The 26,095-nt window shown below is 65.3% G+C and carries 25 protein-coding genes; 18 read left to right on the top strand and 7 right to left on the bottom strand.

Annotation, left to right across the window (positions count from 1 at the left end; translation table 11 throughout):
- Nucleotides 1-25 precede the first annotated feature (25 nt).
- The 4 genes from R2770_03775 (at nucleotide 26) to R2770_03790 (ending at nucleotide 3,732) form a co-directional block, all read left to right on the top strand.
- Nucleotides 26-1,234, top strand: coding sequence for a CoA transferase (locus R2770_03775; GenBank protein ID MEZ5279568.1), 1,209 nt, complete (start codon nucleotides 26-28; stop codon nucleotides 1,232-1,234).
- Between the two features lies 1 nt (nucleotide 1,235).
- The gene (locus R2770_03780) at nucleotides 1,236-2,351 is read left to right on the top strand and encodes an acyl-CoA dehydrogenase family protein (protein ID MEZ5279569.1); all 1,116 of its coding nucleotides are present in this window, start codon (nucleotides 1,236-1,238) and stop codon (nucleotides 2,349-2,351) included.
- Between the two features lie 89 nt (nucleotides 2,352-2,440).
- Nucleotides 2,441-3,070, top strand: a complete 630-nt coding sequence (locus R2770_03785; protein ID MEZ5279570.1) for a TetR/AcrR family transcriptional regulator — start codon at nucleotides 2,441-2,443, stop codon at nucleotides 3,068-3,070.
- On the top strand, nucleotides 3,067-3,732 hold the full coding sequence (locus R2770_03790) for a TetR/AcrR family transcriptional regulator (GenBank protein MEZ5279571.1): 666 nt from the start codon (nucleotides 3,067-3,069) through the stop codon (nucleotides 3,730-3,732). The genes R2770_03785 and R2770_03790 overlap by 4 nt, the downstream gene beginning before the upstream one ends.
- Here R2770_03790 and R2770_03795 read toward each other — a convergent pair.
- Nucleotides 3,719-4,741, bottom strand: a complete 1,023-nt coding sequence (locus tag R2770_03795; protein MEZ5279572.1) for an LLM class F420-dependent oxidoreductase — start codon at nucleotides 4,739-4,741, stop codon at nucleotides 3,719-3,721. The two genes, R2770_03790 and R2770_03795, sit on opposite strands and share 14 nt — an antisense overlap.
- Nucleotides 4,742-4,849: 108 nt before the next feature.
- On the opposite strand from R2770_03795, the gene R2770_03800 reads away from it, so the two are divergent.
- From R2770_03800 to R2770_03810, 3 genes are all read left to right on the top strand, one after another.
- Nucleotides 4,850-6,190 carry a potassium transporter TrkG gene (locus R2770_03800; protein MEZ5279573.1) on the top strand — a complete coding sequence of 447 codons (1,341 nt, stop codon included), beginning with the start codon at nucleotides 4,850-4,852 and terminating at the stop codon, nucleotides 6,188-6,190.
- A 28-nt stretch (nucleotides 6,191-6,218) separates the two neighbouring features.
- Nucleotides 6,219-6,944 (top strand): TrkA family potassium uptake protein, encoded by a 726-nt coding sequence (locus R2770_03805; protein ID MEZ5279574.1) that lies wholly within the window; start codon nucleotides 6,219-6,221, stop codon nucleotides 6,942-6,944.
- A gap of 98 nt (nucleotides 6,945-7,042) precedes the next feature.
- A complete protein-coding gene (locus R2770_03810) occupies nucleotides 7,043-7,858 on the top strand; it encodes an META domain-containing protein (protein MEZ5279575.1) in 816 nt (271 codons plus the stop codon).
- Nucleotides 7,859-7,862: 4 nt separating this feature from the next.
- Here R2770_03810 and R2770_03815 read toward each other — a convergent pair whose 3' ends face one another.
- Together R2770_03815 and R2770_03820 are read right to left on the bottom strand one after the other, a co-directional pair.
- Nucleotides 7,863-8,423 carry a TetR/AcrR family transcriptional regulator gene (locus R2770_03815; protein MEZ5279576.1) on the bottom strand — a complete coding sequence of 187 codons (561 nt, stop codon included), beginning with the start codon at nucleotides 8,421-8,423 and terminating at the stop codon, nucleotides 7,863-7,865.
- Nucleotides 8,420-9,637 (bottom strand): cytochrome P450, encoded by a 1,218-nt coding sequence (locus tag R2770_03820; GenBank protein MEZ5279577.1) that lies wholly within the window; start codon nucleotides 9,635-9,637, stop codon nucleotides 8,420-8,422. Before R2770_03820 ends, R2770_03815 begins: the two co-directional genes overlap by 4 nt.
- 146 nt (nucleotides 9,638-9,783) lie before the next feature.
- Between R2770_03820 and R2770_03825 the strand changes: the two genes are divergently transcribed.
- From R2770_03825 to R2770_03860, 8 genes are all read left to right on the top strand, one after another.
- Entirely contained in the window at nucleotides 9,784-11,013 is a 1,230-nt protein-coding gene (locus tag R2770_03825; protein MEZ5279578.1) for a sensor histidine kinase, read from the top strand.
- Nucleotides 11,010-11,678: a response regulator transcription factor gene (locus tag R2770_03830; GenBank protein ID MEZ5279579.1), complete on the top strand. Its 669-nt coding sequence runs from the start codon at nucleotides 11,010-11,012 to the stop codon at nucleotides 11,676-11,678. Before R2770_03825 ends, R2770_03830 begins: the two co-directional genes overlap by 4 nt.
- A 142-nt stretch (nucleotides 11,679-11,820) precedes the next feature.
- Nucleotides 11,821-12,588, top strand: coding sequence for an ABC transporter ATP-binding protein (locus R2770_03835; GenBank protein ID MEZ5279580.1), 768 nt, complete (start codon nucleotides 11,821-11,823; stop codon nucleotides 12,586-12,588).
- Between the two features lie 51 nt (nucleotides 12,589-12,639).
- Complete coding sequence (locus R2770_03840) at nucleotides 12,640-15,177, top strand: FtsX-like permease family protein (GenBank protein MEZ5279581.1); 2,538 nt, start codon at nucleotides 12,640-12,642, stop codon at nucleotides 15,175-15,177.
- 161 nt (nucleotides 15,178-15,338) lie between these two features.
- A complete protein-coding gene (locus tag R2770_03845; protein MEZ5279582.1) occupies nucleotides 15,339-16,313 on the top strand; it encodes an NADPH:quinone oxidoreductase family protein in 975 nt (324 codons plus the stop codon).
- Entirely contained in the window at nucleotides 16,313-17,146 is an 834-nt protein-coding gene (locus tag R2770_03850) for an NUDIX hydrolase (protein ID MEZ5279583.1), read from the top strand. The genes R2770_03845 and R2770_03850 overlap by 1 nt, the downstream gene beginning before the upstream one ends.
- Nucleotides 17,122-17,883, top strand: coding sequence for a MaoC/PaaZ C-terminal domain-containing protein (locus tag R2770_03855; protein ID MEZ5279584.1), 762 nt, complete (start codon nucleotides 17,122-17,124; stop codon nucleotides 17,881-17,883). The genes R2770_03850 and R2770_03855 overlap by 25 nt, the downstream gene beginning before the upstream one ends.
- A 101-nt stretch (nucleotides 17,884-17,984) precedes the next feature.
- Complete coding sequence (locus tag R2770_03860; GenBank protein MEZ5279585.1) at nucleotides 17,985-18,416, top strand: Hsp20/alpha crystallin family protein; 432 nt, start codon at nucleotides 17,985-17,987, stop codon at nucleotides 18,414-18,416.
- Nucleotides 18,417-18,610: 194 nt separating this feature from the next.
- On the opposite strand, the gene R2770_03865 is transcribed toward R2770_03860, so the two are convergent.
- Together R2770_03865 and R2770_03870 are read right to left on the bottom strand one after the other, a co-directional pair.
- Entirely contained in the window at nucleotides 18,611-19,108 is a 498-nt protein-coding gene (locus R2770_03865) for an N-acetyltransferase family protein (protein ID MEZ5279586.1), read from the bottom strand.
- Complete coding sequence (locus R2770_03870) at nucleotides 19,108-19,791, bottom strand: VOC family protein (protein ID MEZ5279587.1); 684 nt, start codon at nucleotides 19,789-19,791, stop codon at nucleotides 19,108-19,110. Before R2770_03870 ends, R2770_03865 begins: the two co-directional genes overlap by 1 nt.
- Nucleotides 19,792-19,852: 61 nt before the next feature.
- On the opposite strand from R2770_03870, the gene R2770_03875 reads away from it, so the two are divergent.
- Nucleotides 19,853-20,512, top strand: coding sequence for a pyridoxamine 5'-phosphate oxidase family protein (locus R2770_03875; protein ID MEZ5279588.1), 660 nt, complete (start codon nucleotides 19,853-19,855; stop codon nucleotides 20,510-20,512).
- Here R2770_03875 and R2770_03880 read toward each other — a convergent pair whose 3' ends face one another.
- Together R2770_03880 and R2770_03885 are read right to left on the bottom strand one after the other, a co-directional pair.
- The gene (locus R2770_03880; protein MEZ5279589.1) at nucleotides 20,513-21,766 is read right to left on the bottom strand and encodes an aminotransferase class V-fold PLP-dependent enzyme; all 1,254 of its coding nucleotides are present in this window, start codon (nucleotides 21,764-21,766) and stop codon (nucleotides 20,513-20,515) included.
- 16 nt (nucleotides 21,767-21,782) lie between these two features.
- The gene (locus tag R2770_03885; GenBank protein MEZ5279590.1) at nucleotides 21,783-22,892 is read right to left on the bottom strand and encodes a Zn-dependent alcohol dehydrogenase; all 1,110 of its coding nucleotides are present in this window, start codon (nucleotides 22,890-22,892) and stop codon (nucleotides 21,783-21,785) included.
- A 94-nt stretch (nucleotides 22,893-22,986) separates the two neighbouring features.
- Here R2770_03885 and R2770_03890 point away from each other — a divergent pair, with 94 nt between their 5' ends.
- Nucleotides 22,987-25,278, top strand: a complete 2,292-nt coding sequence (locus tag R2770_03890; GenBank protein ID MEZ5279591.1) for an arylsulfatase — start codon at nucleotides 22,987-22,989, stop codon at nucleotides 25,276-25,278.
- Nucleotides 25,279-25,372: 94 nt separating this feature from the next.
- The gene (locus tag R2770_03895) at nucleotides 25,373-26,083 is read left to right on the top strand and encodes an aspartate/glutamate racemase family protein (GenBank protein MEZ5279592.1); all 711 of its coding nucleotides are present in this window, start codon (nucleotides 25,373-25,375) and stop codon (nucleotides 26,081-26,083) included.
- Nucleotides 26,084-26,095 lie beyond the last annotated feature (12 nt).

Here is a 26,095-nt window from a genome sequence, read left to right on the forward strand (position 1 = left end):
TCCGACAAGTCAGGATGGAGAGCCCATGTCGCCGCTCGAGGGTGTGAAGGTGATCGAGATCGACAGCTGGATGGCCGCGCCCAGCGCCGGGGCCATCCTGGCCGACCTTGGCGCAGATGTCGTCAAGGTCGAGCCGCTGAACGGCGACCCGATGCGCAACATGGGTCGTCCGGCCAAGGTCACCGGCAAACTCGCGGGCTACGACTTCGGGTTCGACGTGGCCAACCGGGGCAAGCGGTCTATCTCGGTGGCTCTCGACACCGACGAGGGCGCGGCGGTGGTCAGGCGGCTTTGCGCCGACGCGGACGTGTTCATGTGCAACCTCTTGCGACCTCGCCAGGAGCGGTTCGGCCTGACCCCAGAAGCCCTGCACCAGGTCAACCCCCGCCTGGTACACGCCACCCTGACCGGTTACGGCACCGACGGACCCGAGGCGTGGCGGCCCGGTTACGACGTCACCGCGTTCTTCGGACGGTCCGGGATATACGACATGTTGCGTGAGGGCGACGACGGCCTTGTGCAGATGGCCCGCCCGGCACAGGGCGACTACACGACCGGGCTGTCGTTGGTGGTGGCCATCTTGTCGGCTCTGCGGGTGGCCGAGAAGACGGGCACGGGCGAGGCGGTCGAGACCTCGTTGTACGAAACGGCGGTGTGGACCCAGGCCACCGACTTCGGGGTCACCGCGGTCGACAGGGCCCCTGTCCGCAGGCGCACCCGCACGCAGCAGATCGGAGCCACCGCAAACAGGTTCCCGTGCGGCGACGGCAAGTGGATCGTGCTGAACGAGCCACGGCCCGAGTCTTGGGGTCGTCTTTGCAGGGCCATGGGCCTCGACGACCTGGCCGAAGACCCCCGCTTCGACACCATCAAGAAGCGCTTCGACAACATGGAGTTGGTCATCTCGTTGCTGGACCAACAGTTCGCAACCAGGTCGCGCGACGCGTGGGGAGCCATCTTCGACCAGCACCGGATCGTGTGGGGGCCCGTGCTGTCGCTGGACGAGGTCGCGAACGACGCCCAAGCCGAGGCCATCGGACTGTTCCCTGAGATCGAGCACCCAGAGCGCGGCGCCTATCGCAGCGTGCGCATACCGATTCGCACCAGCGGGGGTGGTGTAGGGCCCCGAGGGCCGGCGCCGACGGTGGGTCAGCACACCCGCGAGGTGCTCGAAGAGGCCGGCTTCGATGGCGCCGAGATCGGCACCCTCCTAGACGACGGGGCGGTGGGCTGAGGTGGCTCTCGAATTCGAACTCGGCCCAGAGTTGACCGCTCTCAGACGCCGTGCCCGTGAGGTGGCCGCCGAAGGGGTCGAGCGGTTCGGGCGATCGCACGACTCGTGGATCAATGGCTTCTCCAAAGAGTTCTCGAAGGTGCTGGTCGACGAGGGCTGGATCGGCATGACCTGGCCCACCGAGTTCGGCGGCCGAGGTCGGCCCAGCATCGAACGCATCGTCATGGCAGACGAGATGATCTCGGCCGGCGCACCGATCGCGTCCAGTTGGGTGGCTGACCGACAGATGGGCCCATCGATCATCCAATACGGCACGCCCGACCAGCAGGCCGAGTTCCTGCCCGGAATCCTCAGCGGCGAGCAGACGTGGTGCATCGGTATGAGCGAGCCCAACTCTGGCTCGGATCTCGCATCGTTGACCACCACGGCAACGCGAGATGGCGACGCGTGGGTGGTGAACGGGCAGAAGATCTGGACCTCATTCGCGGCCCGCTCCGACTATTGCTATTTGATCTGTCGCACCTCGGCCGATGGCCCACCCCATCGGGGCATAAGTGAACTCATCGTGCCCATGGACCTGCCAGGCATCGAAGCCAGACCCATCGTCGACATGGTTCAGAACCGCCACTTCTGCGAAGTGTTCTTCGACGACGTGCGCGTGCCGATCGAGAACCTCGTCGGGGTCGAGGGTGCGGCGTTCAAGCAGACGATGACCCAGCTGGAACACGAACGCGGGGGTATAGACCGGCTGGTCTCCAACCGCCCCCTGTTCGAGGATGCGCTGGCCGTTGCCGATCTCGACGATCCGCTGGTGCGCCAGGAGGTGGCCGAGATCGAGACCGGCTACCGCATCGGGCGCCTGTTGGTGTACCGAGAGGCCCTCAGACAGGCGCCGGCGGGCTTCTCGGCGGCCACCAAGTGTTTCTGCACAGAGCACGAGCAGCGCGTTGCTGCGTTTGCGTCGCGCGTACTGGGGGCGGCCTGCGTCGCTGGCGACGACAGGTGGCGTGCGGTCGCCTATTCGCCTGGGTACACCATCATGGGCGGCACCTCCAACGTCATGCGCAACATCCTGGGTGAACGCGTGCTGGGCCTGCCCAGGGAGCCCCGACCCTGACCTCCCAGCAGCGCTGAAGTGGGCTGTTCGAGTGTCGACAGCATTGAAGTAGCGCTGTCTCGAACCGTTCGAGCGCCGCTATCGCTCAGATGGGTCGTCAAAGTGAGAGAACCGAGCGTTCGACCAGGGCTCTTCTCGGCGCGGCCGCTCTGATCATCGACGAGGAAGGGCTGCAGGCTCTGACCGTGGCCAGGATCGGCGAGCGGGCCGGGTACAGCCGGGGCATGGTCACCGAGCGCTTCGGGTCCAAGGAAGCGCTGCTCGGCGCCCTGCTCGACACGATCCTGTCGTCGATCTCCAGCAACATGGCCTCGGCGATGGCGGGCAAGACCGGCCTCGAGCAGGTCGACGTCTACCTAGCCGAGATCGCGCGCCAAGGTACCGAACAACCCAACCGGTTGCGGGTGTTGGCGAAGATGACCTACCAGTCGATCGGCCTCGATCCCGAGCTCTCGAACAGGTTCGCCCTCGCCAACGCCTACATCAGGCACAACCTCGCCGGGCTGGTCCGCGCCGGCATCGCCGACGGTTCGATAAGGCCAGACGCCGATCCCGACAACGAAGCGGTGATGATCGTGGCGATGTTCCGAGGGGTGGGCTACCAGTGGTGTGTCGACCCCAACGGCGTCGACGCTGGTGCCGCGTTGCGGTACGCGCACGAGGTCACGGTCGACCGGTTGGCCTCGGCGTCGGTGCGAGCGCGGGCAGGTGCAGTGTGACGGCCACCACCTCGCCTCAGTCGCCATCGGAACGACCGGGCGGGCACAGCCGACGCGACCGTCAGGCCGAGCGCGTCGAGCGCTCGCGACGCGCATTGTTGGACGCCGCGGCAGACATCATCAACGAGGAGGGCTTTGCGGCGCTGACCCATGCTCGCGTCGGCGAACGCGCCGGCTACAGCCGCGGCCTCGTGACCGAGAGGTTCGGATCCAAGCAGGCACTGATCGGCGCGCTGATTGAGGAGACCTCCTGGGCTTGGGAACGCCGCCAGATAGGCGAGGCATCTGATGGCGCCACCGGCTTGCAGACCATCGTCGGGTTCTTGAAGGGTGTGGCCGAACAGGCCCGCCAGGACGGCCGCTGGCTGAGGGTCTTCTACGGTCTGCTCAACGAGGCTCTGCGCGACCCCACCCTGGCCGATCAGGCCGCGCTGATGCACCGGTCGATGCGCCGATCGATAGCTTCGTGCGTCGAATGCGGTATCGCCGACGGGTCGATTCGCGCGGACGCGTCGCCCTATGGCGTCGCCGTGGGCATCGTCGCCGGCTTGCGGGGCATCGGCTATCAGTGGCTGCTGGACCCCGACGTCATCGACGCGGTCGAGGCCATCGACAACCTGGCCGCCACCACCGAGCTGGCCTTGGAGGTCAGACGGCCTTGAGGTCGTCCATGATCTCGAGCCACCACGCACCGTCGCTCTCGTAGGGTGCATAGAAGCTGAGCCGTGAGATGACGTCGCCGTAGCGCTTCGACAACTCGGGAGCCACGTCCGCTGGCTCGCCCACAACGGCGAAGGTCTCGAGGATCTCGTCGGTGATCAGGTCGCCCATCTCGACCCATTGGCCCTGCTTGGACATGCGGTTCAGTTCGACCTGCACGTCGCCCCAGCCGTGGATGTCGAGCACGGGCTTGTACGCGGGCGTCGAGCCGTAGAAGGCAATCTGTTGGCGCGTGCCCAACTTGGCGGCCTCGAGTTGATCTTCGTTGGTTCCCGAAACCACGAACGACGGCCCGACGATCTCGAAACCGTCCATCGACTTGCCCGCGCGTGCCCGGCCGCGCTCGAGCGCCGGAATGGTGACCTCGCGCAGGTAACGCTCGGTCGTGAACCCGTGACACAGGAAGCCGTCGCACACCTCGCCGGCAACCTCGGTCATCAGGGGCCCCACGCCGGCCAGGAAGATCTTGGGCGGCCCGAACTGGGCGATGTCGCTGGGGTTGGGGCTGAACATGGGCGTCATCAGCGTGTGGGTGTAGAAGTCGCCCCGGAAGTCGAGCTTGTCGCCGGTGAGCCAGCTGTCCCAGATGGCTCGCACCGCCAGGACCATCTCGCGCATGCGTGCCGCGGGTGCCGACCAAGGCATCGAGAATCGCTTGGTGATGTGTGGCTTGATCTGGCTTCCCAGTCCCAGCACGAAGCGGCCACCCGACAGGGTCTGTAGATCCCAGCCGATGTTGGCCAGCAGCATCGGGTTGCGGGCAAAGGCCACGGCAATGCTGGTGCCCAGCTCGACACGCTCGGTGGCCTCAGCGGCCAGGGCCAACGGCAGGAACGGGTCGTGCGACGTCTCGATGGTCCACAGACCGTCGTATCCGTTGGCCTCCTGCGCCGCGGCCGCCAGCGCGGTCTTTCGGATGTCGGCGGTTCCGACGCTGCCGTCGATCTTCATTCCTGCTCCTCATCAGCTGTGTTGAGCGATGCTGCCATAGTCGCCCTGTACTGTCGTATTCCGGCGTCCGGCGCCTCGAGCCGGCGCAACGGGAGGCTTTGCTGCCAGATGTCGGTTCCGAGGAGGGTCGCCAAGCCCGGCGTATTCGTCGTTGCCGCGTTCGGGCTGCTGATCTCGGCCGGTGCGGCGCTGCTGACCATGCCATTCAGCCACAGCGTCACCCACGACGGTCACGGCTTCGAGGACTCGTTGTTCACCGCGGTGTCCGCGGTGACCGTCACCGGCCTGGTGGTGGTCGACACCGGCACGGTGTGGTCGACCTTCGGCGAGGGCGTCATCCTGGTGCTGATCCAGATAGGCGGCCTCGGCATCATGACCCTTGCGGGGTTTCTGGGCATCGTGGTCAACCAGCGGCTGGGCCTCAGAGGCGGCATGCTGGCGGGCACCGAGATCGGCGTCACCAACCTGGGTGTGCTGCGCGGTCTGCTCAGCGACATCATCCGCTTCGTGTTCTTCTCCGAGGCCGTCATTGCGGCCTTGCTGGCGGCCCGGTTCCTGGTCGAGGGCCGCAGCCTCGCCCGGTCGTTGCACCTGGGCGTTTTCCACTCTGTGTCGGCGTTCAACAACGCGGGCTTTTCGATACTGCCAACCGGCATGGAGGAATACGTCGGCGACTGGTTCGTGAACCTGGTGGTCATCGGTGGCTTCGTGCTGGGTGGGCTCGGGTTCCCAGTGGTGTTCGAGGTCCGGCGCCGTTGGCGCAACCCGCACTCGTGGTCGTTGCACACCAAGGTCACCCTCACCACCTCGGTGCTGTTGCTGTTCGGGGGTGCGGTCGCCATCGGGTACCTCGAGTGGTCCAACGACGCGACATACGGCTCGCTGGCCACCGACGAACGGATCTTGGCCTCGTTCTTCCAGTCGGCGACGGCACGCACGGCGGGGTTCAACACGGTTCCGATCGGTGCCCTGCACCCGGGTTCGTTGATGGTGTTGATCCTGCTGATGGTCATCGGAGCCGGCAGCGCCTCGACCGGCGGCGGCATCAAGCTCACGACGTTCGCCCTGGTGGTCAAGTCGACCTATGCCGAGATGCGCGGCGATATCGAAACCACCCTGTTCGACCGCACCGTGTCGACCGCCATGCAGCGCCAGGCGCTGGCGATGGTCATCGCGGCGCTGGGCACCATCGGAACGGCCGCCTTCTTCCTGGCGGCCACCAACACGTCGATCGGCCTCACCGACCTGCTGTTCGAGTCGGCTTCGGCGTTCGGCACAGTCGGCGTGTCCACCGGTATCACCGGCGAGCTCGACCATCTCGGCCGCACGGTCATCATCGTGTTGATGTTCATAGGACGCACAGGGCCGATCACGTTCGGCACCGCCGTGTTGCTGCGAGATCAGCGCAGGCGATACGGCCATGCCCAGGCCGAGTTGTTGGTCGGATGAGCCCGACTTCGAACCGAGGGGAGCAGCATTGAACGCCTTCGACAAGATCTTCACCCGCAGACGCTTCACCGAGTCCGCCACCGGCAGCCTCAAGGCCGACTCGGTGGTCGTGATCGGATTGGGCCGTTTTGGTACCGCAGTTGCGTCGAAGCTGGTCGAACTGGGTGTCGAAGTGCTGGGCATCGACAACAGCCAGGAGCTGGTCGATGCGTGGGCCGACCGGCTCACCCACGTCCGCGTGGCCGATGCCACCAACCCCAGCACCCTCGAGCAGCTTGGCATTTCCGAGTTCGACGCAGCCGTGGTGGCGATCGGCTCCGGAATCGAGTCGAGCGTTCTGGCAACCGCGGCGCTGGTCGACCTGGGCGTCAAGAACCTGTGGGCCAAGGCCATCACCGCCCAGCACGGCCGCATCCTGCAGCGAGTCGGCGCCACCCACGTCGTGTATCCGGAACGAGAGATGGGCGAGCGTGTCGCCCATGTGGTGACCGGCGACGTCATCGACTATTTCGAGTTCGACGAACACTTTGCGATGGCAACCGTGTCGACCCCACGAGAGCTCATGGACAAGAGCCTCGGCGACAGCAGGATCCGCGATCGGTTCAAGGTCACCGTGGTGTACGTGAAGCCCGCCGGGGGCCAGTTCACCTACGCCACCGCAGACACCGTGGTAGGCCGGGGTGATCTGTTGATAGTGGCGGGCGCCAACCACGATCTCGAGCGCTTTGCCGACTACGCGTCGGCAACCACCTGATGCGCGAACGCTCGGCTGGGAACCGATCGGATCTGCGAAAGCGTCCAATCGGTATGAAGCCAAACGGTAGGAAGCCAATCGGTATTAGTAGAGCGTTGGTGTTGGTCTTGGTGCTGGCGTCACTGGCCGCATGCGGCGACAGCGACTCGACCGACGACGGTGGGTTGGCCGCGTCAGACCTGAACGGCCGCGAGTTCTGGTCGACGTCGGTCGTGGTCGACGGCGAGCCGGTCGAGCTGGTCGAGGGCACACGAATAGCCGTCAGCTTCGGCGACGGTTCCATCGGAGCCAGCGCGGGTTGCAACTCGATGGGAGGCGGCTACGACCTGGTCGATGGGCACATTGTGGTGTCGGAGATGGCCACTACCGAGATCGGCTGCGACCCCGAACGCCACGAACAGGACGCATCGGTGGCCGAGTTCTTGGGCAACGAGCCATTCGCGGAGCTGGCGGGCGACCAACTGGTGATGACGGCCGGCAACACCGTGATCACCTTCGTCGATCGTGAAACCGCCGAGGTGGACGCGCGGGTTGTTGGCACGCGGTGGGAGGTAACCGGCTTCTTCGACGCCGACGTGGCCAGCTCGTTTGCCACCGACGAGGTGGGCTGGATCGAGTTCACCGACGAGTCGACAATGATCGGTTTCGACGGATGTCGCAGCTTCACGGCGGGGGTCGAGGTCGCCGACGGGTCGACTGGTGGCCCCGTCGAAGGAGACGTCGAGATTCAGTTCGGAGAGATCGACTTCGACAACGGCGACAAGGAGTGCGCCGACGACTCCGACTATGTCAAGGAGTTCCAGAAGGTGTTCGCAGGCGGCAGCGCGGTGGGCACCGTGCAAGGCGATGGCATGCAGCTAGTGAACTCCGACGGGGTCGGCCTGTCGCTGGTGGCAGCATCCGACCCTCGCTGAAGCCTCAGCCGGGTATGCCGCCCAGCTCTGCCACCAGGTCGCAGACCCGTTCTTCGAGCGACTTGCGGGCTACGTCGTCGATGTCGAGCGCGGCGCAGACGAACTCGTGATACATCGCCCAGCCCAGCGCCAGCGACGCCGCCAACGCCACCTTCTCGTCGACCCCTTCGGCGTCGAGATCCGGGTTGTCCCTGCCCAGGGCGGCCTTCCAGGACACGAACACCGGGTGCGAGGGCAGCGGATCGGGCCTATCGCCCATGTCTAGCCCGAACCGGGCCAAGGCCTTGGCAAGCAACCCGTGGTCGAGGTTGGCCAGATCGGGTCTGGGGTAGCCGTCGCAGCGCAACTGGCTGGCAGACCGGCGCCCGATCTGGTCGAGGGCGGCGTCGATCAGGCCCTGCTTCGACCCGAAATAGGTGTGGACCAGGCCGTGGTTCACACCGGCGTTGGCAGCGATCTCTCGCACCGAGACGTTGAGGCCCTTGGCCACGACCATCTCGATGGTCGCGGCCAAGAGGGCCTCTTCTACGGCCTGGCGGCCGGTCGGCTTGGTTTCGAACGTCACCGATTGAGCAGGACGGGGATGTTGCGGGGTCCGCGAACCTGACCGTTGGCCCAGGTGGTCTGTCGTGAGGTGTCGAGGCTGTAGTCGGGGAATGCCCGCAGCCACTCTTGCAGGGCAACCGTCAGCTCGAGGCGGGCCAGGTTCGACCCGACACAGCGGTGGATGCCCAACCCGAAGGCAACGTGCCTGTTGACCTCGCGATCGAGAATGAACTCGTCTGGGCGATCGAAGGCTTGCGGGTCGTGGTTGGCGGCCGGGAAGGTCAGCAACATCTGGTCGCCGGCGTGAACCGGGCAGCCCGAGACCTCGGTGTCGGCGATGACCTTGCGGGCCATGGTGACCGGGGCGTAGTACCGCAGCACTTCCTCGGTTGCGTACTGCCACAACATGTCGTCGTTGTCGGCGGAGACCAGGCGCTTGACCTCGTCGTTGTGCTGGGCGAAGTGCCACAGCCCAGAACCGATCGCAGACCAGGTGGTGTCGATGCCGGCGATGATGAGCAGGCGAACATAACCGAGCTTCAGATCCCAGGCCACGGGCTCGCCGTCGATCTCGGCGTTGGCGACGAACGTCAACATGTCGTCCCTGGGGTTTTCGAGGCGATCTTGGAAGATCGCGTCGATGTAGTCGGTCATCTCCTTGGTGACGCGGAGTCGCTCGGCGTTGTCGCGCGGGCCCAGCTGGAAGTTGCGGTAGATCCAGTCGCGGAACATGTCGGCATCCTCTTCGGGAATGCCGGTCAGCTGGCAGATGCCGTGCACGGGAATGTGCTGGCTGTATTGCTCTGCGGCATCAGCGGTGTCGGAGCCGTCCAGATCTGCGATGAGCTGGCGGCAGTATGACCGCAGCTCTTCTTCCATGAGGTTGATCTTCTTGGGGCTGAACGATGGCAGCAGCAGACGCCGATGGCCGTGGTGATCGGGCGGGTCTGAGGTGATCGGGGGAGCAGGCGAGCGGGGAGCATCGGGACGCCCGACGTTGACCCAGATCGACGAGAAGTGTTCGGTGTCATGGGCGACCTGTTGCACACCCTCCATGGTCACGGGCATGAACGCACGTCCATAACGTTCGGTTGTGGCGACGGGGCACTGCTCTCGCACCGAATTCCAGATGTCGATCGCGTTGGGGCCCCACTGGTCGTCGAGCCAATCCCAGTCGTTCACCCAGTCGGTGACGGGCGGCATGTCGATGCCGGAATCTCCCCCATAAGCCATGGATTCCCCCAAGGGTGGTAGCGGTTTTGGGACGAGGTTAGTCAATTGACTATGCGTCGGTCAACGATCGGGTCCTCCTGAAGGATGACCCCCGGGTAGCACCTCGGACCGACGCCTGCACGGTGGCGGATGGATACTCTCGTGATGTGATCTGGCACGAGGCGATCTGGCAGCGCGCAAGCGACTGGGTGAGAGATCATCCAACGTACGCAGACCTGCTCGTGGCGCTGACTGTGATGATCGGCCAAGTCGGAGCGACGGCGGCTGTTGGTCCGGTCGGCAGCGAACAAGAAGCCGGCGTGTTCGCCTATTCGCTGGTGATCGTTTCGTCGCTGCTGCTGGTGGGCCGGCGTATCCGGCCACTCGAGGTGGTGTCGGTAAGCACCTTCTTGACCGTGGTCTTCTGGGTTTCCGACTATGCGGGCACCATCGACTTCTCCATGTGGCTGGCCTTCCTGTCGGCCACCGCCTATGGCGGCTACGACAGGCGACACGTCTGGCGCGTGACGGGCACATGCATCGCTGTCGCCAGCATCACGGCCGTCGTTGGCGTGATAGTTCCCTCCGAAGACCTTCCGCCCGCAGCGGTGCCCGCTGTTGTGGTGTTCCAGGGCACTGCGGCCGCAATCGGCGAGGCGGCCTTCCAGCGCCGCCAAAAGATCGAGTTGCTAGAACAGCGCGCCAGCGCGCTGGAGTCTGACCTCGACACCAAGGCCCGGCTTGCTGCCTTGGACGAACGAGCCCGCATTGCCCGTGAGATGCACGACATCATCGCCCACGGCATGTCTGCGGTGGTGGTGCAGGCCGGCGCCGCCCGGCGGGTCATGGACACCAACCCCGATGCAGCCTCCGAGGCGCTTGGCAACATAGAGAAGATCGGACGCGATTCGGTCGACGAGATGCGCCGCATGTTGGGCCTGTTGCGAGACGAGCGGCGCGGCATCGATCTGGAACCTCAGCCCAGCTTCGACGACTATCACGAGCTGATCGCCAGGGCCCGCGACGCCGGCGTCGACGCCAGCTTCGAGATCAGGGGCAACCAGCGTCCACTGCCTCCGGGGCTCGAGCTGACGGGCTTTCGGATCGTGCAAGAGGCACTGACCAACGTGATACGCCATGCCGGGCGGCCGGTCACAGCCCGCGTCAGCGTCAGCTACGGCGACGCCAACGTGGTGGTAGAGGTGGTCGATGACGGCCTGGGGGCCGCAGCTTCGTCATCGACGAACGGCACCGGGCACGGACTGCTGGGAATGTCCGAGCGTGCGGACGTGTACGGCGGATCGGTTCACGCGAGGCCGCGGCCCGGTGGCGGATTCGGCGTGACCGCAACCCTTCCGATACCTGCCGCCAGCACACGGGCCGGAGGTGCTGCGTGACCGGGCTGCGTGTGGCTGTGGTCGATGACCAGGCCTTGATGCGCACCGGGTTCACGATGATTCTGGGGTCCGAGCCCGGCATCGAGGTCGTTGGCGACGCCGGCGACGGCCGCGAGGGCGTTGAGCTGTGCCGGCGAGAACGGCCCGATGTGGTGCTGATGGACGTACGGATGCCGGTGATGGACGGCATCGAGGCGACCGCACTGATAGTCGATGATCCTTCGCTCGACACGAAGGTCCTGGTGCTGACCACCTTCGATCTGGACGACTATGTGTTCGCCGCCGTGCGGGCCGGTGCCAGCGGATTCCTGCTGAAGGACACCCCGCCCGAGGATCTCATCCGCGCCATCAGGGTTGTCGCTTCGGGCGACGCCCTGCTGGGCCCGTCGATAACCAGGCGGTTGATCGAAGAGTTCGCCCGCTCGTCGCCCGCACCCGTCAGGCGACCCGACGAGTTGCCAGAGGGCCTCACCGAGCGCGAGAGCGAGGTGCTGGTCCTCATCGCAAGAGGCCTGTCCAATAGCGAGATCGCCGAGAGGCTGTACGTGGGCGAGACGACGGTGAAGACCCATGTCAGCAGGGTGTTGATGAAGCTGGGCGTCCGCGATCGGGTGCAGGCCGTGGTGGCCGCCTACGAGATGGGTGTGGTGCGGCCGGGCGACTGAACCGGGTCATCCTCGAGGATGACCCACGGCCTGCCGCAATCGTCCCAAAGGCCCATGCGCAATCGTCACCGGGCCTGACGACCTGGGTGGTCCATCTCCGTACGTTCGGACTCGACAGATTCGAACGAACGGTAGGTGCCAAGTGGTACTCGCAACAGCTCCAACACAGTCAACCGAAGCCGGGCCTGCGGTGGCCGCGTCGGCCCGAGGGGCGACCAAGGTCTACGGGTCGGGCGACACCAGGGTGGTGGCACTCGACGCCGTCGATGTCGACTTCGCCGCCGGAGAGTTCACAGCGATCATGGGCCCTTCGGGCTCGGGCAAGTCGACGCTGATGCATTGCATGGCCGGGCTGGACCGGCTCAGCGGTGGCCAGGTCAACATCGGCTCGACCGACGTCAGCCGGGCCTCCGAGGCAGAGCTGACCCGCTTGCGCCGCGACCGGCTGGGATTTGTGTTCCAGTCTTTCAATCTGGTCCCGACGCTCACAGCGCTGGAGAACATCACCCTTCCCCAGGACCTCGCCGGCCGCGATGTAGATCAGGCGTGGCTCGACCAGGTGATCGACACCGTGGGGCTTGCCAACCGGGTCAAGCATCGCCCAGGCGAGTTGTCGGGCGGTCAGCAGCAAAGGGTTGCGGTGGCAAGAGCACTGGCCGGCAGGCCCGAGTTGATCTTCGCCGACGAGCCCACGGGCAATCTCGATTCGCGAACCGGCGGCGAAATCCTCGACTTCATGCGACATGCCGTGCGGTCGCTGGGACAAACCATCGTGATGGTCACTCACGATCCCGTCGCTGCCAGCTACTCGGACAGGGTGGTCTTCCTGGCCGACGGTCGCATCACCGACCAGCTGAGCGACCCCGATCCCGACTCGGTGATCGATCACATGCGCCGCCTCGGCAACTGAGCCCACCCGAACCCCACACCACCGAAACACCTCCAGGAAGATCCTGAAACGATGATGCTCAAACTCGCTCGCCGCAACCTCGCCGCCCACAAGGGCCGCTTTGCTCTCACCACCTTCGGTGTGGTGTTGGCCGTCAGCTTCGTGGTGTCTGCCTTCGTGCTCGGAGACGGGCTCAGGGGCAGCTTCGACGACCTGGCCGCCGAGATAGTCGAACAGACCGACATCGAGGTTCGCCCTCTCGATGAGTTCGCCAGCCAGACCACACTGGACGAGACCGACCTGGCCACCGTGCAGAGCACAGCGGGCGTCGCCACTGCCGTGGGCTACATCTCGGCACCAGAGAACTCGGTGCGTCCGCTGACCGCCAGCGGCGACGAGATACCCACAGCGGGTCCGCCCCAGTTGGCCTTCGGATGGAACGACGAACTGTCGCCGTTCACCATCGTGGAGGGCCAGGCCCCGATGGCTGGGCAGTTCACCATGGATCTCGACTCGGCCGACAGGCACGGTTTCGAGGTCGGCCAGAGCTATGTGGTCATCACCGCAACCGGCAGGCACGACCTGGTGCTCAGCGGGCTCACCCGGTTCGGTTCCGAGAACTCGACCCTGGGTGCAGTCCTGATGGGCATGAACCTCGACGAGGCCAACTCGCTGTTCGGCACGTCGGGCTTCGACGGCATCGGGGTGGCAGTAGACCGAGGTGCAGACGTCGAGTCGGTGGTCGCATCGCTCAGTGCATCACTGCCCGAGCTCGAGGTCGTGGATCAGCAGACCATCGCCGATGAGAACTCCGACGAATACGGTGGTCAGATAGAGATCGTCCGCAACATCTTGCTCGGGTTCGCCGGCGTGTCGCTGTTGGTGTCGGGGTTCATCATCTACAACACCTTCGCCATCGTTCTCAGCCAGCGCACCCGCGAGATCGGGCTGCTCAGGCTGGTCGGCGCCGACGCCAAGCAGGTTCAGCGAAGTGCCACAGGCGAGGCGCTGACCGTGGGCGTCCTGGCGTCGCTGGTGGGCATCCCCGGCGGAATCGCAGTTGCGGCGGGCATCACCGCCCTGATGGGCCTGGTCGGAGCCGACCTGCCCGACTATGCGATCATCGTCGCCCCACGCACCATCGCAGCCAGCTTGCTGGTGGGTGTGGGAGTCACCGTGCTTGCAGCGTGGGCCCCGGCCCGCAAGGCGGCCAGGGTTCCGGCGATGGCGGCACTGCGCGACGGTGCCGTAACCGACGAAGCCGGCGATCGGCGCAGGGTGCGCATCGGTCTGGCTGGTACCGCGACAGGTGTGGTGCTCGGCGCCATGGGGGTCGCCGGCGTCGGCTCGACAGCAACGACACTGGTCCTCATGGCCGCCGGCGGGGTCGCGGTCGTCGTCGGGGTGACACTGTTCAGCCCGGCGCTGGTAGGTCCGGTCGCCAACGCCATGGGTGCGGTGCTGCGCCGCTTCGGAGTTCCGGGGCGCCTGGCGGTCGACAATGCTTCCCGCAACGCCTCTCGCACGGCAACCACCGCCGCGGCCCTGATGATCGGGCTGGCCATCGTGGGTATGGCCCTGGTGGTGGGCGAGTCGATCAAGGCCCAGATGCGCGACACGCTCGACAACGCGGTCAAGGCCGACTACCTGTTGTCTGATCAAGCCAGCCTGGCCGGTTTCCCCGATGCGGTCATCGACCAGATCGACGCCGCTCCAGAGTTCGCTTCTGCCACCGGCTTTCGCTACTCGCAGATCCGGCTCGACTCGCTGCTGGCCGCACAGCCCGACCCGGTCGATGTCGTGGCCGCAGACATCGCCGAGCTTCCGGGCCTGGTCGATATCGAAATGAACAGCGGCGACTATTCGGACGGCGTGTCGTCGGTGCTTGTGCAACAGGACCGTGCCGACGAACTCGGCCTGGCCGTTGGCGATTCCATCCAGGTGACCTACTCGTCGGGCTCCACCGGCACACTCGATGTGGCCGGCGTATTCGACGACTCATCTGCGGTGGCAGCCGACTTCGTGGTCGACACCTCGGCCTTCGCTGAGGCTGGCGTGGACGAGGCCGACCTGTGGATCGCCTTCTCGGTGGCAGATGGCATCGACCAGGCAACGATCGACGCGGCAGTCGCTGCCATCGAAACCCAGTTCCCCCAGGGCGAACTGGAGACCGCATCGGAGTTCCGCGAGCGGCTCGAGGGGTTGATCGATCAGGTGCTGTCCGTGCTGAACGCCCTCGTGGTCCTGGCTGTGCTGATCGCCCTGATCGGCATCGCCAACACCCTGGCGCTTTCGGTTCACGAGCGCACCAGGGAGATCGGTCTGGTGCGAGCGGTTGGCATGTCGAGGCGCCAGGCCCGCAGGATGATCCGCTACGAGTCGGCCGTCATCGCTACCTTCGGTGCGGTGTTGGGTGTCGTGGTCGGCATCGTGTTCGGGTCGGCGGTGGTGTTCGCCCTTCCCGACAGTTACACCAGCATCCTGGCCATTCCTGCGGGCCAGATCGTGGTGTTGGTGGTCGTCGCCGCCGTTGCCGGGCTGGGAGCGGCGATACTGCCCGCCAGGCGGGCCGGGCGCATGAACGTGCTCGACGCCATCGCCGAGCAGTGACCTCGGGACGTCCCTGAATCGTCCCTCTCTGGTTCTCCCGACAGCCGGGCAGTGTCACGCTGCCCGGCTGCCGGGATTTCGTGTTGTGGGTCGGCGGGGTTACCGTTCGATGCTGTCGAACCCCCGCCGGTCATCGCCGCACAACACGCCTGGAGGCCCAGATGAAAGCAGTCGTCCTGAACGAGTTCGGCCCACCCGACGGGCTGTCGATCGAGGACCGTGCCGAGCCCGAGGCCGGGCCGGGCGAGATCTTGGTCGACGTCAAGGCTGTGCCCGTTACGTTTCCCGATTGCCTGATCCTCGAGGACAAGTACCAGTTCAAGGCCGAGCCGCCGTTTGTTGTGTGTGGCGAGGTGGCGGGTGACGTCTCGGCGGTAGGACCCGACGTGTCCGATGTGAACGTCGGCGACCGGGTCGTGGCAAGCACCGGCGTGGTCGGAGCGCTGGCCGAAAAGGTCGTGGTGTCGGCCCGGGCGGCGCGGCCCATACCCGACGGGGTCGGCTATGGCGAGTCGACCGGCCTCATGTACGCCTACGGAACCAGCTATTACGGGCTCAAGTATCGGGGCGACCTGAAACCAGGCGAGACCCTGCTGGTCACAGGTGCCGGTGGCCACGTCGGACTGTCGGCCGTCGAACTGGGCAAGCTGATGGGTGCCACGGTCATCGCTGCAGCCTCGACCGACGAGAAGCTTGCGACATGCCGCGAGCGCGGTGCAGACCACACCATCAACTACAGCCGCGAGAGTCTCAAGGACCGGGCCAAGGAACTCACAGGCGGTAAGGGCGTCGACGTCGTCTACGACTGCGTCGGCGGCGACTATGCCGAGCAGGCCCTGCGCGCCATCGCGTGGGAGGGGCGATTCCTGGTGATCGGGTTCACGGCCGGCATCCCATCGATACCGCTCAACCTGGCGCTTTTGAAGAGTTGTCAGATCGTCGGTGTGTTCCTGGGCGCGTTGTCGGCCCGTGACCCCCAACTGTCGGCCTCGATGACCGACGACCTGCTGGGGTTCATGTCCGAAGGAAAGCTGTCGCCCTATGTGGCCCAGCGCTACCCGCTGGACCACGCGGCCGACGCGTTTCGTTCGCTGCTCGACCGCACCGCTGTCGGCAAGGTGATCGTCGAGCCCTGATGACCTCGACCGGCTATCAGCGCGCACCTACCGACGATCCGCAGTCTGTTCCCATACGCGATGCGGCCACCGTGCTGGTTGTACGCGACGCCCCGAAGCTCCAGGTGTTGATGTTGCAGCGCGGCTCGCGTTTGGCCTTCGGACCCCAGGCGTGGGTGTTTCCGGGCGGTCGGGTCGACTCTGACGATGCCCACCACGGCGACCGTGTCGGGCGAGGGCTTTCCGACGCCCAGGCGTCGGCGCTGCTGGACGTGCCGGCCGACGGCCTTGCGTGGTGGTTTGCGGCGTGCCGCGAGACACTGGAAGAGGCCGGCCTGCTGCTGGGCGATACCGGAACCACCCACGATGTCGTCGAGCGCCTGCGAGCGGTGGCGGCAGACGATCCAGGCCGTTTCGTCGAGACGCTGGAGGCCGAGGGTGTCACCTTGGACCTGACTTCGCTGCACGAGATAGCGCGGTTCACGACGCCCGTGGGACCGCCCAGACGCTTCGACACGCGATTCTTCCTGGCTGCTGCTCCGGAAGGTCAGGTCGCAACCCACGACCAGGGCGAGACCGTCGACTTGGCGTGGATCGAGCCGGCCGAGGCCATCGCCAGGTGGCGGGCAGAACAGATGCCGATCATGCCGGTGACGGTTCGGATGTTGTCGTGCCTGGCCCGGTTCGAGACCGCAGCCGAGGCCCTGTCGGTTGCTGCGTCGAGGCCGGCGACTCAGAAGGTCCGCATAGCCGATCCTGATGGTGAGTATCGGGTGCTGATGCCGGGCGAGTCCGGTTATGACGAAGCCGAGATCCAGATAGACCATGGATGGGTGAGATTGTGGAAGACCTAGACACCGTTGGCGGGCGTCTCGAGGCTGTGAGCTTCAGGGCAGTGAACCTGCCCGAGCACGCCCGAAACCCCATCCACACCGACGAGGGAGCCCAGGCCGCCGGGTTCCCCAACGCCCTGGTCGCCGGCGTGTCTGTCTACGCCTACATGGCACACGTACCCGTGGTGGGGTGGGGAGGTTCGTGGTTGTCGTCGGGCGGGGCACAGGTGCGCTTCCGGTCGCCGGTGTTCGACGGAGACGATCTGGATTGTGTTCCCGTCGGAGCCGGCAACGCCTGGCGGGTCGACGCTGTGGTCGGCGGGCAGGTTCGGGCCACATCCGACGTGTGGGCCGATGCCACCCACGATCCGTCGGGCCCGCTGCGGCGTCGCACGGGCGAGCGTCTGGAGCCTCTGGAGGTGAAGCTCGATCGCGAGTGGATCGATCTGGCGGTGAGGTTGGGCGACCCACTCGACATCTACGACCGTGACGGTGTGGTTCACCCTGCTGCGTGGCCCTCTATCGCCAACACGGTCATGCACACCCAGGTGGTCGAAGGTGCGTGGATACACACCCGCAGCCGCATTCACCACCGCTCGATCGCCCATGAGGGTGAGCAGTTGGTGGTCCAGGGAACCGTCTTCGAGCGCTTCGACAGCCGGGTCGGAGAAAGGGCCGTGGTCGATTTCGTCATGTCGGTGGGCGACCGGGTCGTCGTCGAGATCGAGCACGAGGCCATCGTGAAGGTTTTTGACTGACCGGGTTGTCTTCTGAGTCATCGTGCATAAAATGTGAGTGTGTAGGACTCAACTAACCAGAGTCCCTATATGACTCAATCGATGACAAGGAGACCATCACGATGATGTTGTTCCAGAACGATCCATTCCGCGACATCGACTCCATGTTCGACCGTATGGCGCGAGGCCGTCAGGTGAACTCGCCGATGGCCATGGACGCGTACCGTCGCGAGGGCGATGTTTGGGTGCACCTCGACCTGCCTGGTGTTTCGGCCGAGAGCATCGACATCAACCTCGAGCGCAATGTCTTGACCGTTACGGCCGAGCGCGGCTGGGCGCCCCGCGAAGACGACAAGATCTATGTCGCCGAGCGTCGTCAGGGCACCTTCACCCGCCAGGTTCACCTCGGTGATGGGCTCGACCCCGAGAACATCGAGGCCAACTACCACGACGGTGTGTTGACCCTTCGGATTCCGGTGGCCGAGAAGGCCCAGCCTCGCAAGATCGCGATCAACGCCGGCCAGGCCGGGCCCATAGAGGTCGAAGCTGGCTGACCTCTATTGGTGGAGAGGTCGAAGCTGGCTGACCTCGGTCAGTAGAGAGGTCGAAGCTGGCTGACCTCGATTGGTGGAGAGGTCGAAGCTGGCTGACCTCCGTCAGTAGAGAGGTCGAAGCCGGCTGACCTCTGGCAGTAGAGCCGCCGATGTCCGATGCCCGGCACCCGCTCGTGGTGGCGGGCATCGGCGCGTCAGAGGCGCAGTTCGAGGATCTCGATGTCCCAGTAGCGGCCGAGCTTGAACCCGGCTTCGTGGACGACGCCGACGGTCGTGTATCCCAACTTGTGGTGCAGGGCGATCGAGCCCTCGTTGGGAAGGGCGACGATTGCCACGGCCATGTGAAGCCCGCGCTGGCGAAGCCGCTCGAGCAATGCCCCCAGGAGCCTCGAGCCCAGTCCTCGTGCGAGGTGGTCGGTGTCGAGAACGATGGTGGTTTCCACCGTCGAGCGGTAGGCGAGCTTGGGCCGATACCAGCTCGAGTAGGTGACCCCGATCACGTGCCCGTCGACCTCGGCGACCAGGCAGTCGAGTTCGGGTGATCTGGCGTCCCACCACTGCCGCCGTGTTTCGAGCGTGAACGGGTCCAGGTCGAACGATACGTGGTTGTCGACGATTGTCCAGTTGTAGATGTCGTTGATGCGGGCCCAGTCGTCGGTGGTGGCGTCGCGGATGACGATGTCTTCGAGCATCAGTGTTGGACCCTTGGTGTGAGTTGCAGCAGGACACCTCCGGTTGCACGGGGGTGAACCATCTTGTGGGGCGGCTGGTCCAGCACGGCTATACCGGCCTGTTCGAGTTGGGCGAGTTTGGCATCGAGGTCCTTCGCGGGCATAGCGACCGCGATGACGTTGTCGCCGAACTTCGCGATGCGTTCCGCCATGGCGCTGGCGACTCCCGGCACGGGCGACAGCAGCTCGATCATCCGGTTGCCCAGCAGCACTCGAGCGGCCTCGAACGCTCCACCCGAGATCGGGTGTGTGCCCATCTGGTGCACCTCGCAGCCGGTGAGGTCGGCCCATGCGTCGGTCGCGGCCGCGAGGTCGCCGACCGCAAGTGCGACGTGGTCGAACTCGACGTCACCAGCGGGACGGTGTGGGCGGTCGTCGTCGGTTCGATGCACGGCGACCGAGTTCAGCTGGGTGTACGGTTGGGACCCCGACGGTGAGCCTGCCAAGGCCACGCGGCACACACCGGGCCGCGAAACGCCGGCGGCTTGGGTTGTGACTATCTCGATCGTCACGTCGTCGAACGCGACCTCGGCTGTTTCGCCTCGGCGGGTCAGGTCGCCGCCAGTAATCGTTGCGAAGGTCTCGGCTGCCAGATCGACATCGGTGCAGGCCACCGTGAATCCGGCCAGTTGTGTTGAAGTCACGCCGCGATGGTAGGCCGCTCGGGGCTGATCGGACCGATTTGGGCCCGTTAGCTTCGTCGTCATGGCAGAGCCGGCTAGCGAACGAACGAGACTGCGACGGGGCGCGAACCGAGCGGTTTATGAACCTGCGGAGATAAGGCAGATCCTGCGTGCGGGGTTGATCGCCCATGTCGGTGTCAACACCGACGACGGACCTGTGGTGTTGCCCATGGCATACGGGCTGATCGACGATCGTCTGTTCATCCATGGGGCGGTGGCCAACGCAATGATGCGGGCCGGAAGCGGGGTCGAGGTCTGCGTGACCGTGACCATCGTCGACGGCTTGGTCGTGGCTCGTACTCCGTTCCACAACTCGATGAACTATCGATCGGTAGTGGTGCGCGGCACGGCAACCCCGGTGACCGACCCACAGGACAAGGTGGCGGCGCTGCGTGCCATCAACGATCATGCCGTGCCGATTTGGGACACGGCTCGTCAACCATCCGACAGCGACCTTCGCAAGACGATGGTCTTGGCCATCTCGCTGACCGAGGCGTCGGCCAAGGTGCGCGGCGGCGACCCGATCGATGAGGAAGCCGACCTGGATGGTCCGCACTGGGCTGGTGTGGTGCCGCTGAACACCAGCTGGGGACAGGTTGTGCCCGCCGGCGACTTGAGGGCAGACGTCGCCGTGCCGCCCGCCGTGGCGCAGATGCAAGGCGAAGCGGCGTATCGCTCCTGACTAACCGGCGAGATCGGCGACCACGGCCAGAAGCTTGTCGACCTCTGCGATCGAGTTGTAGTGCGCGGCCGACGCACGAATGCAAGAATCGATGCCCAACGGCACCAACACAGACGACGAGTAATAGTCGCGTTTGCGGGCGTGGGTGCGTACGCCCGCCGCGTTGAGCGCCTCGACCACATCGAACGCCGACATCGCATCGACCTCGAACGACACCATGCCCGAGCGGTGCTCGCTGGATGCGGGCCCGATCACCGACACTCCTGGCATCTGGGCCAGCCCGTCATGGCTGCCTGTTCCCCACAACATGGCGTCGACCAGGTGATGCTCCTGTGATGCGATGGCCCTGGCTGCGGCCTCCAACTTGGCCCTCGAAGACGCATCGGCGGATTCGCCGGTTTGGGTCCCGAGCCATTCGAGGTAACGGACCACTTCGGAGAACGCCGCATAGGCCGAAACATCGCGGGTTCCCATCTCCCACACGTCTGCTGGAGAGTCGATGAGGTTGTCGTGGGGAACGTGCGCCAACCGCTCCGAAACCCAGGCGACGCCGAAGTTGTGCCGGCTGAACGCCTTGTAACCACTGATCACGTAGCCGTCGATTCCGTATGTGTCGATGTCGATGCGGCCATGGGCTGCGTGCTGGATGCCGTCGACGATGATGAAGCACTCGGGCGACCGTTCACGGATCTGCGAGGCGATGGCTGCGATGTCGACGTGCATCCCGGTGACCGGAGACGCATGGATGATCGTGGCTACGCCGGTGCGTTCGGACAGAACAGGCGCGTAATGATCTGCCACGACGACCGAAGACGTGGTGTCGAAGCCCACCTGGTGGTAGGTCTTGGAGGCGACCTCGGACCTGCGGCGACTAGCGCTGAAGGTCGCGGGGTGCTCGAGGGCGCTGCCGACCACTTCGGAACCTGGCGACGCCAAGATCGCGCTGCGGATGAGGCGGTTCAGCAAGGCGGTACCGGTTTCGCCTATGAACACTCGGCCCGAGGTGGCGCCGAAGAAGGTGAACATATCGGCCCGGGCAGTTTCGACGATTGCCCCCAGTGCGGCCGAGGCCGGGTTGGCCCGACCGAGGTTGTCGGGCATTGCCATCAGCTCGGCGGTGCGTTCTACCGCCGCCTTGAGGGTCAGCGATCCGCCGGCGTTCTCGAAGAACGCCCGCGGCCCCTGGACCGGGCATCGGTCGACGTGGTGGAAACGGTCGCGGATGCTGCTCAGCAGGTCGTCGTCGAAGGCCATGCGCGCATGGTACGCGTCACGAGTCGAACACGATCACAGAACGTGCCTGTTCGCCGGCGCGCATGCGGTCGTAGCCCTCGTTGACCTGCTCGAGGGTGATCGTCTCGGCGATCAGCTCATCGAGCAGCAGCTTGCCCTGCTTGTACAGGTCGACGAAGCGAGGAAAGTCGGCGTCGATGTTGCTGGCACCCATCCGAACTCCATGCAGTGACTTGCCCAACTGTGTGAGTGCGGTGCCAGGCACCTGCAGCTCGGTGCCCGCCGGCACCAGGCCGATTATGTAGGCGCTGCCGCCGATTCCCGCCATTGCCAGGGCCTGCTCGGCTGTGGTCTTCAAGCCGATGGCTTCGAAAGCATGCTCGACGCCACTGCCACCGGTCAGAGCCATGACCGCCTCGACCGGGTCGCCGTCGGATGGGTTGACGGTGTCGGTGGCCCCGAACTGGCGGGCGAGTTCGAGCTTGGACGACTGGAGATCGACGGCGATGATGCGCCTGGCACCCGCCAACGCTGCACCCTGGATGACGTTCAGCCCAATTCCTCCACAACCGATGACAACACACGTCTCGCCGGGCCGCACTCGTGCCGCATTGATGGCCGAGCCCACACCGGTTACGACCGCACACCCGATCAGCGCGGCGCGGTCGAGCGGCATGTCGGGATCGATCTTCACTACCCCAGACCTGTGCACCACCATCTGCTCGGCGAAGGCACCCATGCCCACCATCGGAAGCACAGCCTGGCCATTGGTGTCGACGAGCCTCGGGTGATCGTCGGATCGCAGCCCTGGCGCCAGCCGGCGCTCGCACAGCCACGTATTGCCCCTGGCACACCAACGACACGAACCGCAGTACTGGCTGAGGCAGCCGATCACGTGGTCGCCCACAGCCAGACCGGTGACGGCCTGACCGACCGCCTCGACCACTCCGGCGGCCTCATGCCCAAGCACCGCCGGTGGTGGGAATGGCAGCAGGCCCTCCATGACATGCAGGTCGCTGTGACAAAGCCCGGACCCGACGATGCGTACGCGCACCTCGTCGGCAACGGGCTCGTCGAGTGTCAGCGTTTCGACTGCCATCGGCTGGTTGTACTGGCGAAGAACCGCGGCGCGTATCTCGGTCGTCATGGCGCGAGCCTGCCACTGTTCGGCCCGATTTCGCCACTCGACTGGCCGAGTGGCTAAGTTGCGGTCAGTTCGGCAACATCGAAGGGGGCTGGCCGTGACCAACACAGACGGCGCAGGGGAATTCGGGGGCGTCATCGCACGCGAGGTGTACGACTCGGAGCCGTGGTGGCCCGAGCCCGTGCTGCCAGGCGCTTCGAGCCCCAACATCGTCGTGGTGTTGCTAGACGACACCGGGTTCAGCCACCTCGGTTGTTTCGGGTCGTTCATCGACACGCCCAACTTCGATCGTCTGGCCGACAGCGGGCTGCGCTATACGAATTTCCACACCACGGCACTGTGTTCGCCCACTCGGGCATGCCTGCTCACCGGTCGCAACCACCACGCCGTCGGCATGCGCGCGATCTCCAACTTCGACACCGGCTTCCCCAACATGCGCGGCCGGATCCCGCCCAGCGCGGCAACCCTGGCCGAGGTTCTGGGGCCAATCGGCTATCACACGATGGCGGTGGGAAAGTGGCACCTGGCCCCAATGCGGGAGGCCTCGGCGGCAGGGCCCTTCACAGATTGGCCCCTGCAACGGGGGTTCAACCGCTTCTACGGCTTCCTGAACGGCGAGACCGACCAGTTCCACCCCGAGCTGGTGGCCGACAACCACTTCATCGACCCGCCGGCCACGCCCGACGAGGGCTACCACCTGTCCGAAGACCTGGTCGACCAGGCCATCGGCATGATCCGTAACCAGAAGTCGCTGGTGCCCGAGCGCCCGTTCTTCTTGTATCTCGCGTTCGGCGCCACCCACGCACCACACCAGGCGCCCGACGACTACCTGGCCAAGTACCGGGGCAAGTTCGACGAGGGCTGGGACGTGTGGCGCCAGCGGGTGTACGAGCGCCAGCTCGAACTGGGGGTCATCCCCGAGGGCACCGAGTTGGCTCCACGAAACCCGGGTGTCGAACCATGGGAGACGCTGTCCGATGATGAGAAGGCCTTCGCGTGCAGGCTGCAGGAGGCGTTCGCTGCGTTCCTCGACCACACCGATGCCCAGCTCGGACGTCTGCTCGACGCCCTCGATGAACTCGGCGTCTCCGACGACACCATCGTGTTTGCCCTGTCCGACAACGGCGCATCCCAGGAGGGCAATGCCACCGGTGTCATGGACGAGTTCCGCTATTTCAACAACATCCCCGAGAACCTCGACGAGGTCATCGGCCGCCTCGACGACGTCGGAACCCGACGCAGCTTCTGCAACTACCCGTGGGGTTGGGCGCAGGTGGGCAACACACCGGGCAAGCGCTACAAGCAGAACACCCATGGCGGGGGAGTGCGCGATCCGCTGATCGTCTCATGGCCGGCCGGTATTGCCGCCGATGTCAGGGGCCAGGTGCGCAACCAGTTCCATCACGTCATCGATATCGCCCCGACCATCTTCGAGATCCTCGGCATCGAACCTCCGGACACGGTCAAGGGCGTCCAGCAGATGCCGGTGCACGGCACCTCGTTTGGCTACACGTTCGACCCCGAGGCCGCCGACGCCAACACCGTCAGGTCGCGCAAGCAGCGGCAGTACTTCGAGATGTTCGGCCACCGAGCCATCTGGGCCGACGGCTGGAAGGCGGTCACGTATCACCGTGCCGGCAATCGTCTCGATGACGACGTCTGGGAGCTGTACAACCTCGACGAGGATTTCTCCGAGTGCAACGACCTCGCCGAGGCCGAGCCACAGAAGCTGGCCGAGATGGTCGACATGTTCTGGGAGGAAGCCGAGGCCAACGGCGTGTTGCCGATCGACTCCGGCCACTCGCAGATGGTGTTCAGAGGTCATCCCGTACCGGGCACGCCGAGATCGCGAGACTCGTTCACCTACCACACCCCAAGCGACCGCAACCCGATGGACACGGCCCCACCATTGGGAGCCAGGTCGTGGCACATGCGCGCCACCGTCTCCAGGTCTGAAACCACGCAGGGTGGTGTGCTGATGGCTGCCGGAACGGTCAACAACGGCCTGGTTGCGTACGTCAAGGACAACCGTCTGGTCTACGACCACAACTACTTCACCCACCACGCGGTCATCAGGTCAGACGAGGAAGTGCCGGTGGGTGACGTGGTGCTCGGCGTCGAGCTCGAGCGGGTTTCGCGAGGGCCGGCAAGGGTGCGTTTGTATGCAGACGATCGTGTGATCGGCGAGGGTGTGGTGCCCGAGCTGTCGGTGATGATCAGCTCGATCGGAATGGATCTGGGGCGCAATCCCACCGGCGTCAGCGACGACTATGAGGCGCCATTCGTGTTCGAAGGGTCTCTACACAAGGTCGAGGTATCGACCAAACGTGCGTTGCGGCCCGAGGACGAAATGGCGGCCGAAATCAGGACGGCGCTCGGAACCCAGTGATGGTGGGCTCTGAAGACATCACCTCAACATCCACTAGAACGTCAGGGTTGCGTACTGGTACGAAATCGGGTGCCCAGGTGCAGGTTCAGTAGACGTGAAGACAATCGGACTGCTCGGCGGAATGAGTTGGGAGAGCTCGATCGAGTACGAGCGCCTCATCAACGAGGGCGTGCGCCGGGCCCGGGGTGCCACGGCGTCGGCCGATCTCATCATCCGCAGCTATGACTTCTCGGTCATCGAGGCCATGCAGGAGGCCGACGATTGGGACGGCGCGGGTCGCCTCTTGGCATCCGACGCCAAGATGTTGGAAGCGGCAGGTGCCGATGTCGTGCTTCTTTGCACCAACACCATGCACCGCGTGGCCGACGTCATCGAAGCCGCTCTGGAGGTTCCGTTCCTGCATCTGGCAGACGCGACCGCTCAGGCAGTGAACGCTCAGGGTGTTCAACGGGTCGGCCTGTTGGGCACGCGCTACACCATGGAGCACGACTTCTATCGCGGGCGTCTCGAGGCTCACGGCCTAGATGTAATGGTGCCCGACGAGGCCGATCGTGGGGTGGTGCACGCGGTGATCTATGACGAGCTGGTGCGCGGCATCACCACCGCCGAGTCGAAGGCTGCCTACCTGGCGATCATCGACAGGCTGGTCGGGCGGGGCGCCCAGGGAGTCATCGCCGGCTGCACCGAGATCGAGCTTCTGGTCGGTTCGCACGACGTCGCAGTTCCGTACTTCGCAACGACGCGGCTGCACGCCGAGGCTGCGGTTCGGTTCGCCGTGGGTTCGATCGGAGAGGGCGCGATTTGACCTGCGGCCCGG

The organism is Acidimicrobiales bacterium (assembly GCA_041394185.1).
GTDB lineage: Bacteria > Actinomycetota > Acidimicrobiia > Acidimicrobiales > Poriferisodalaceae > JAAETH01.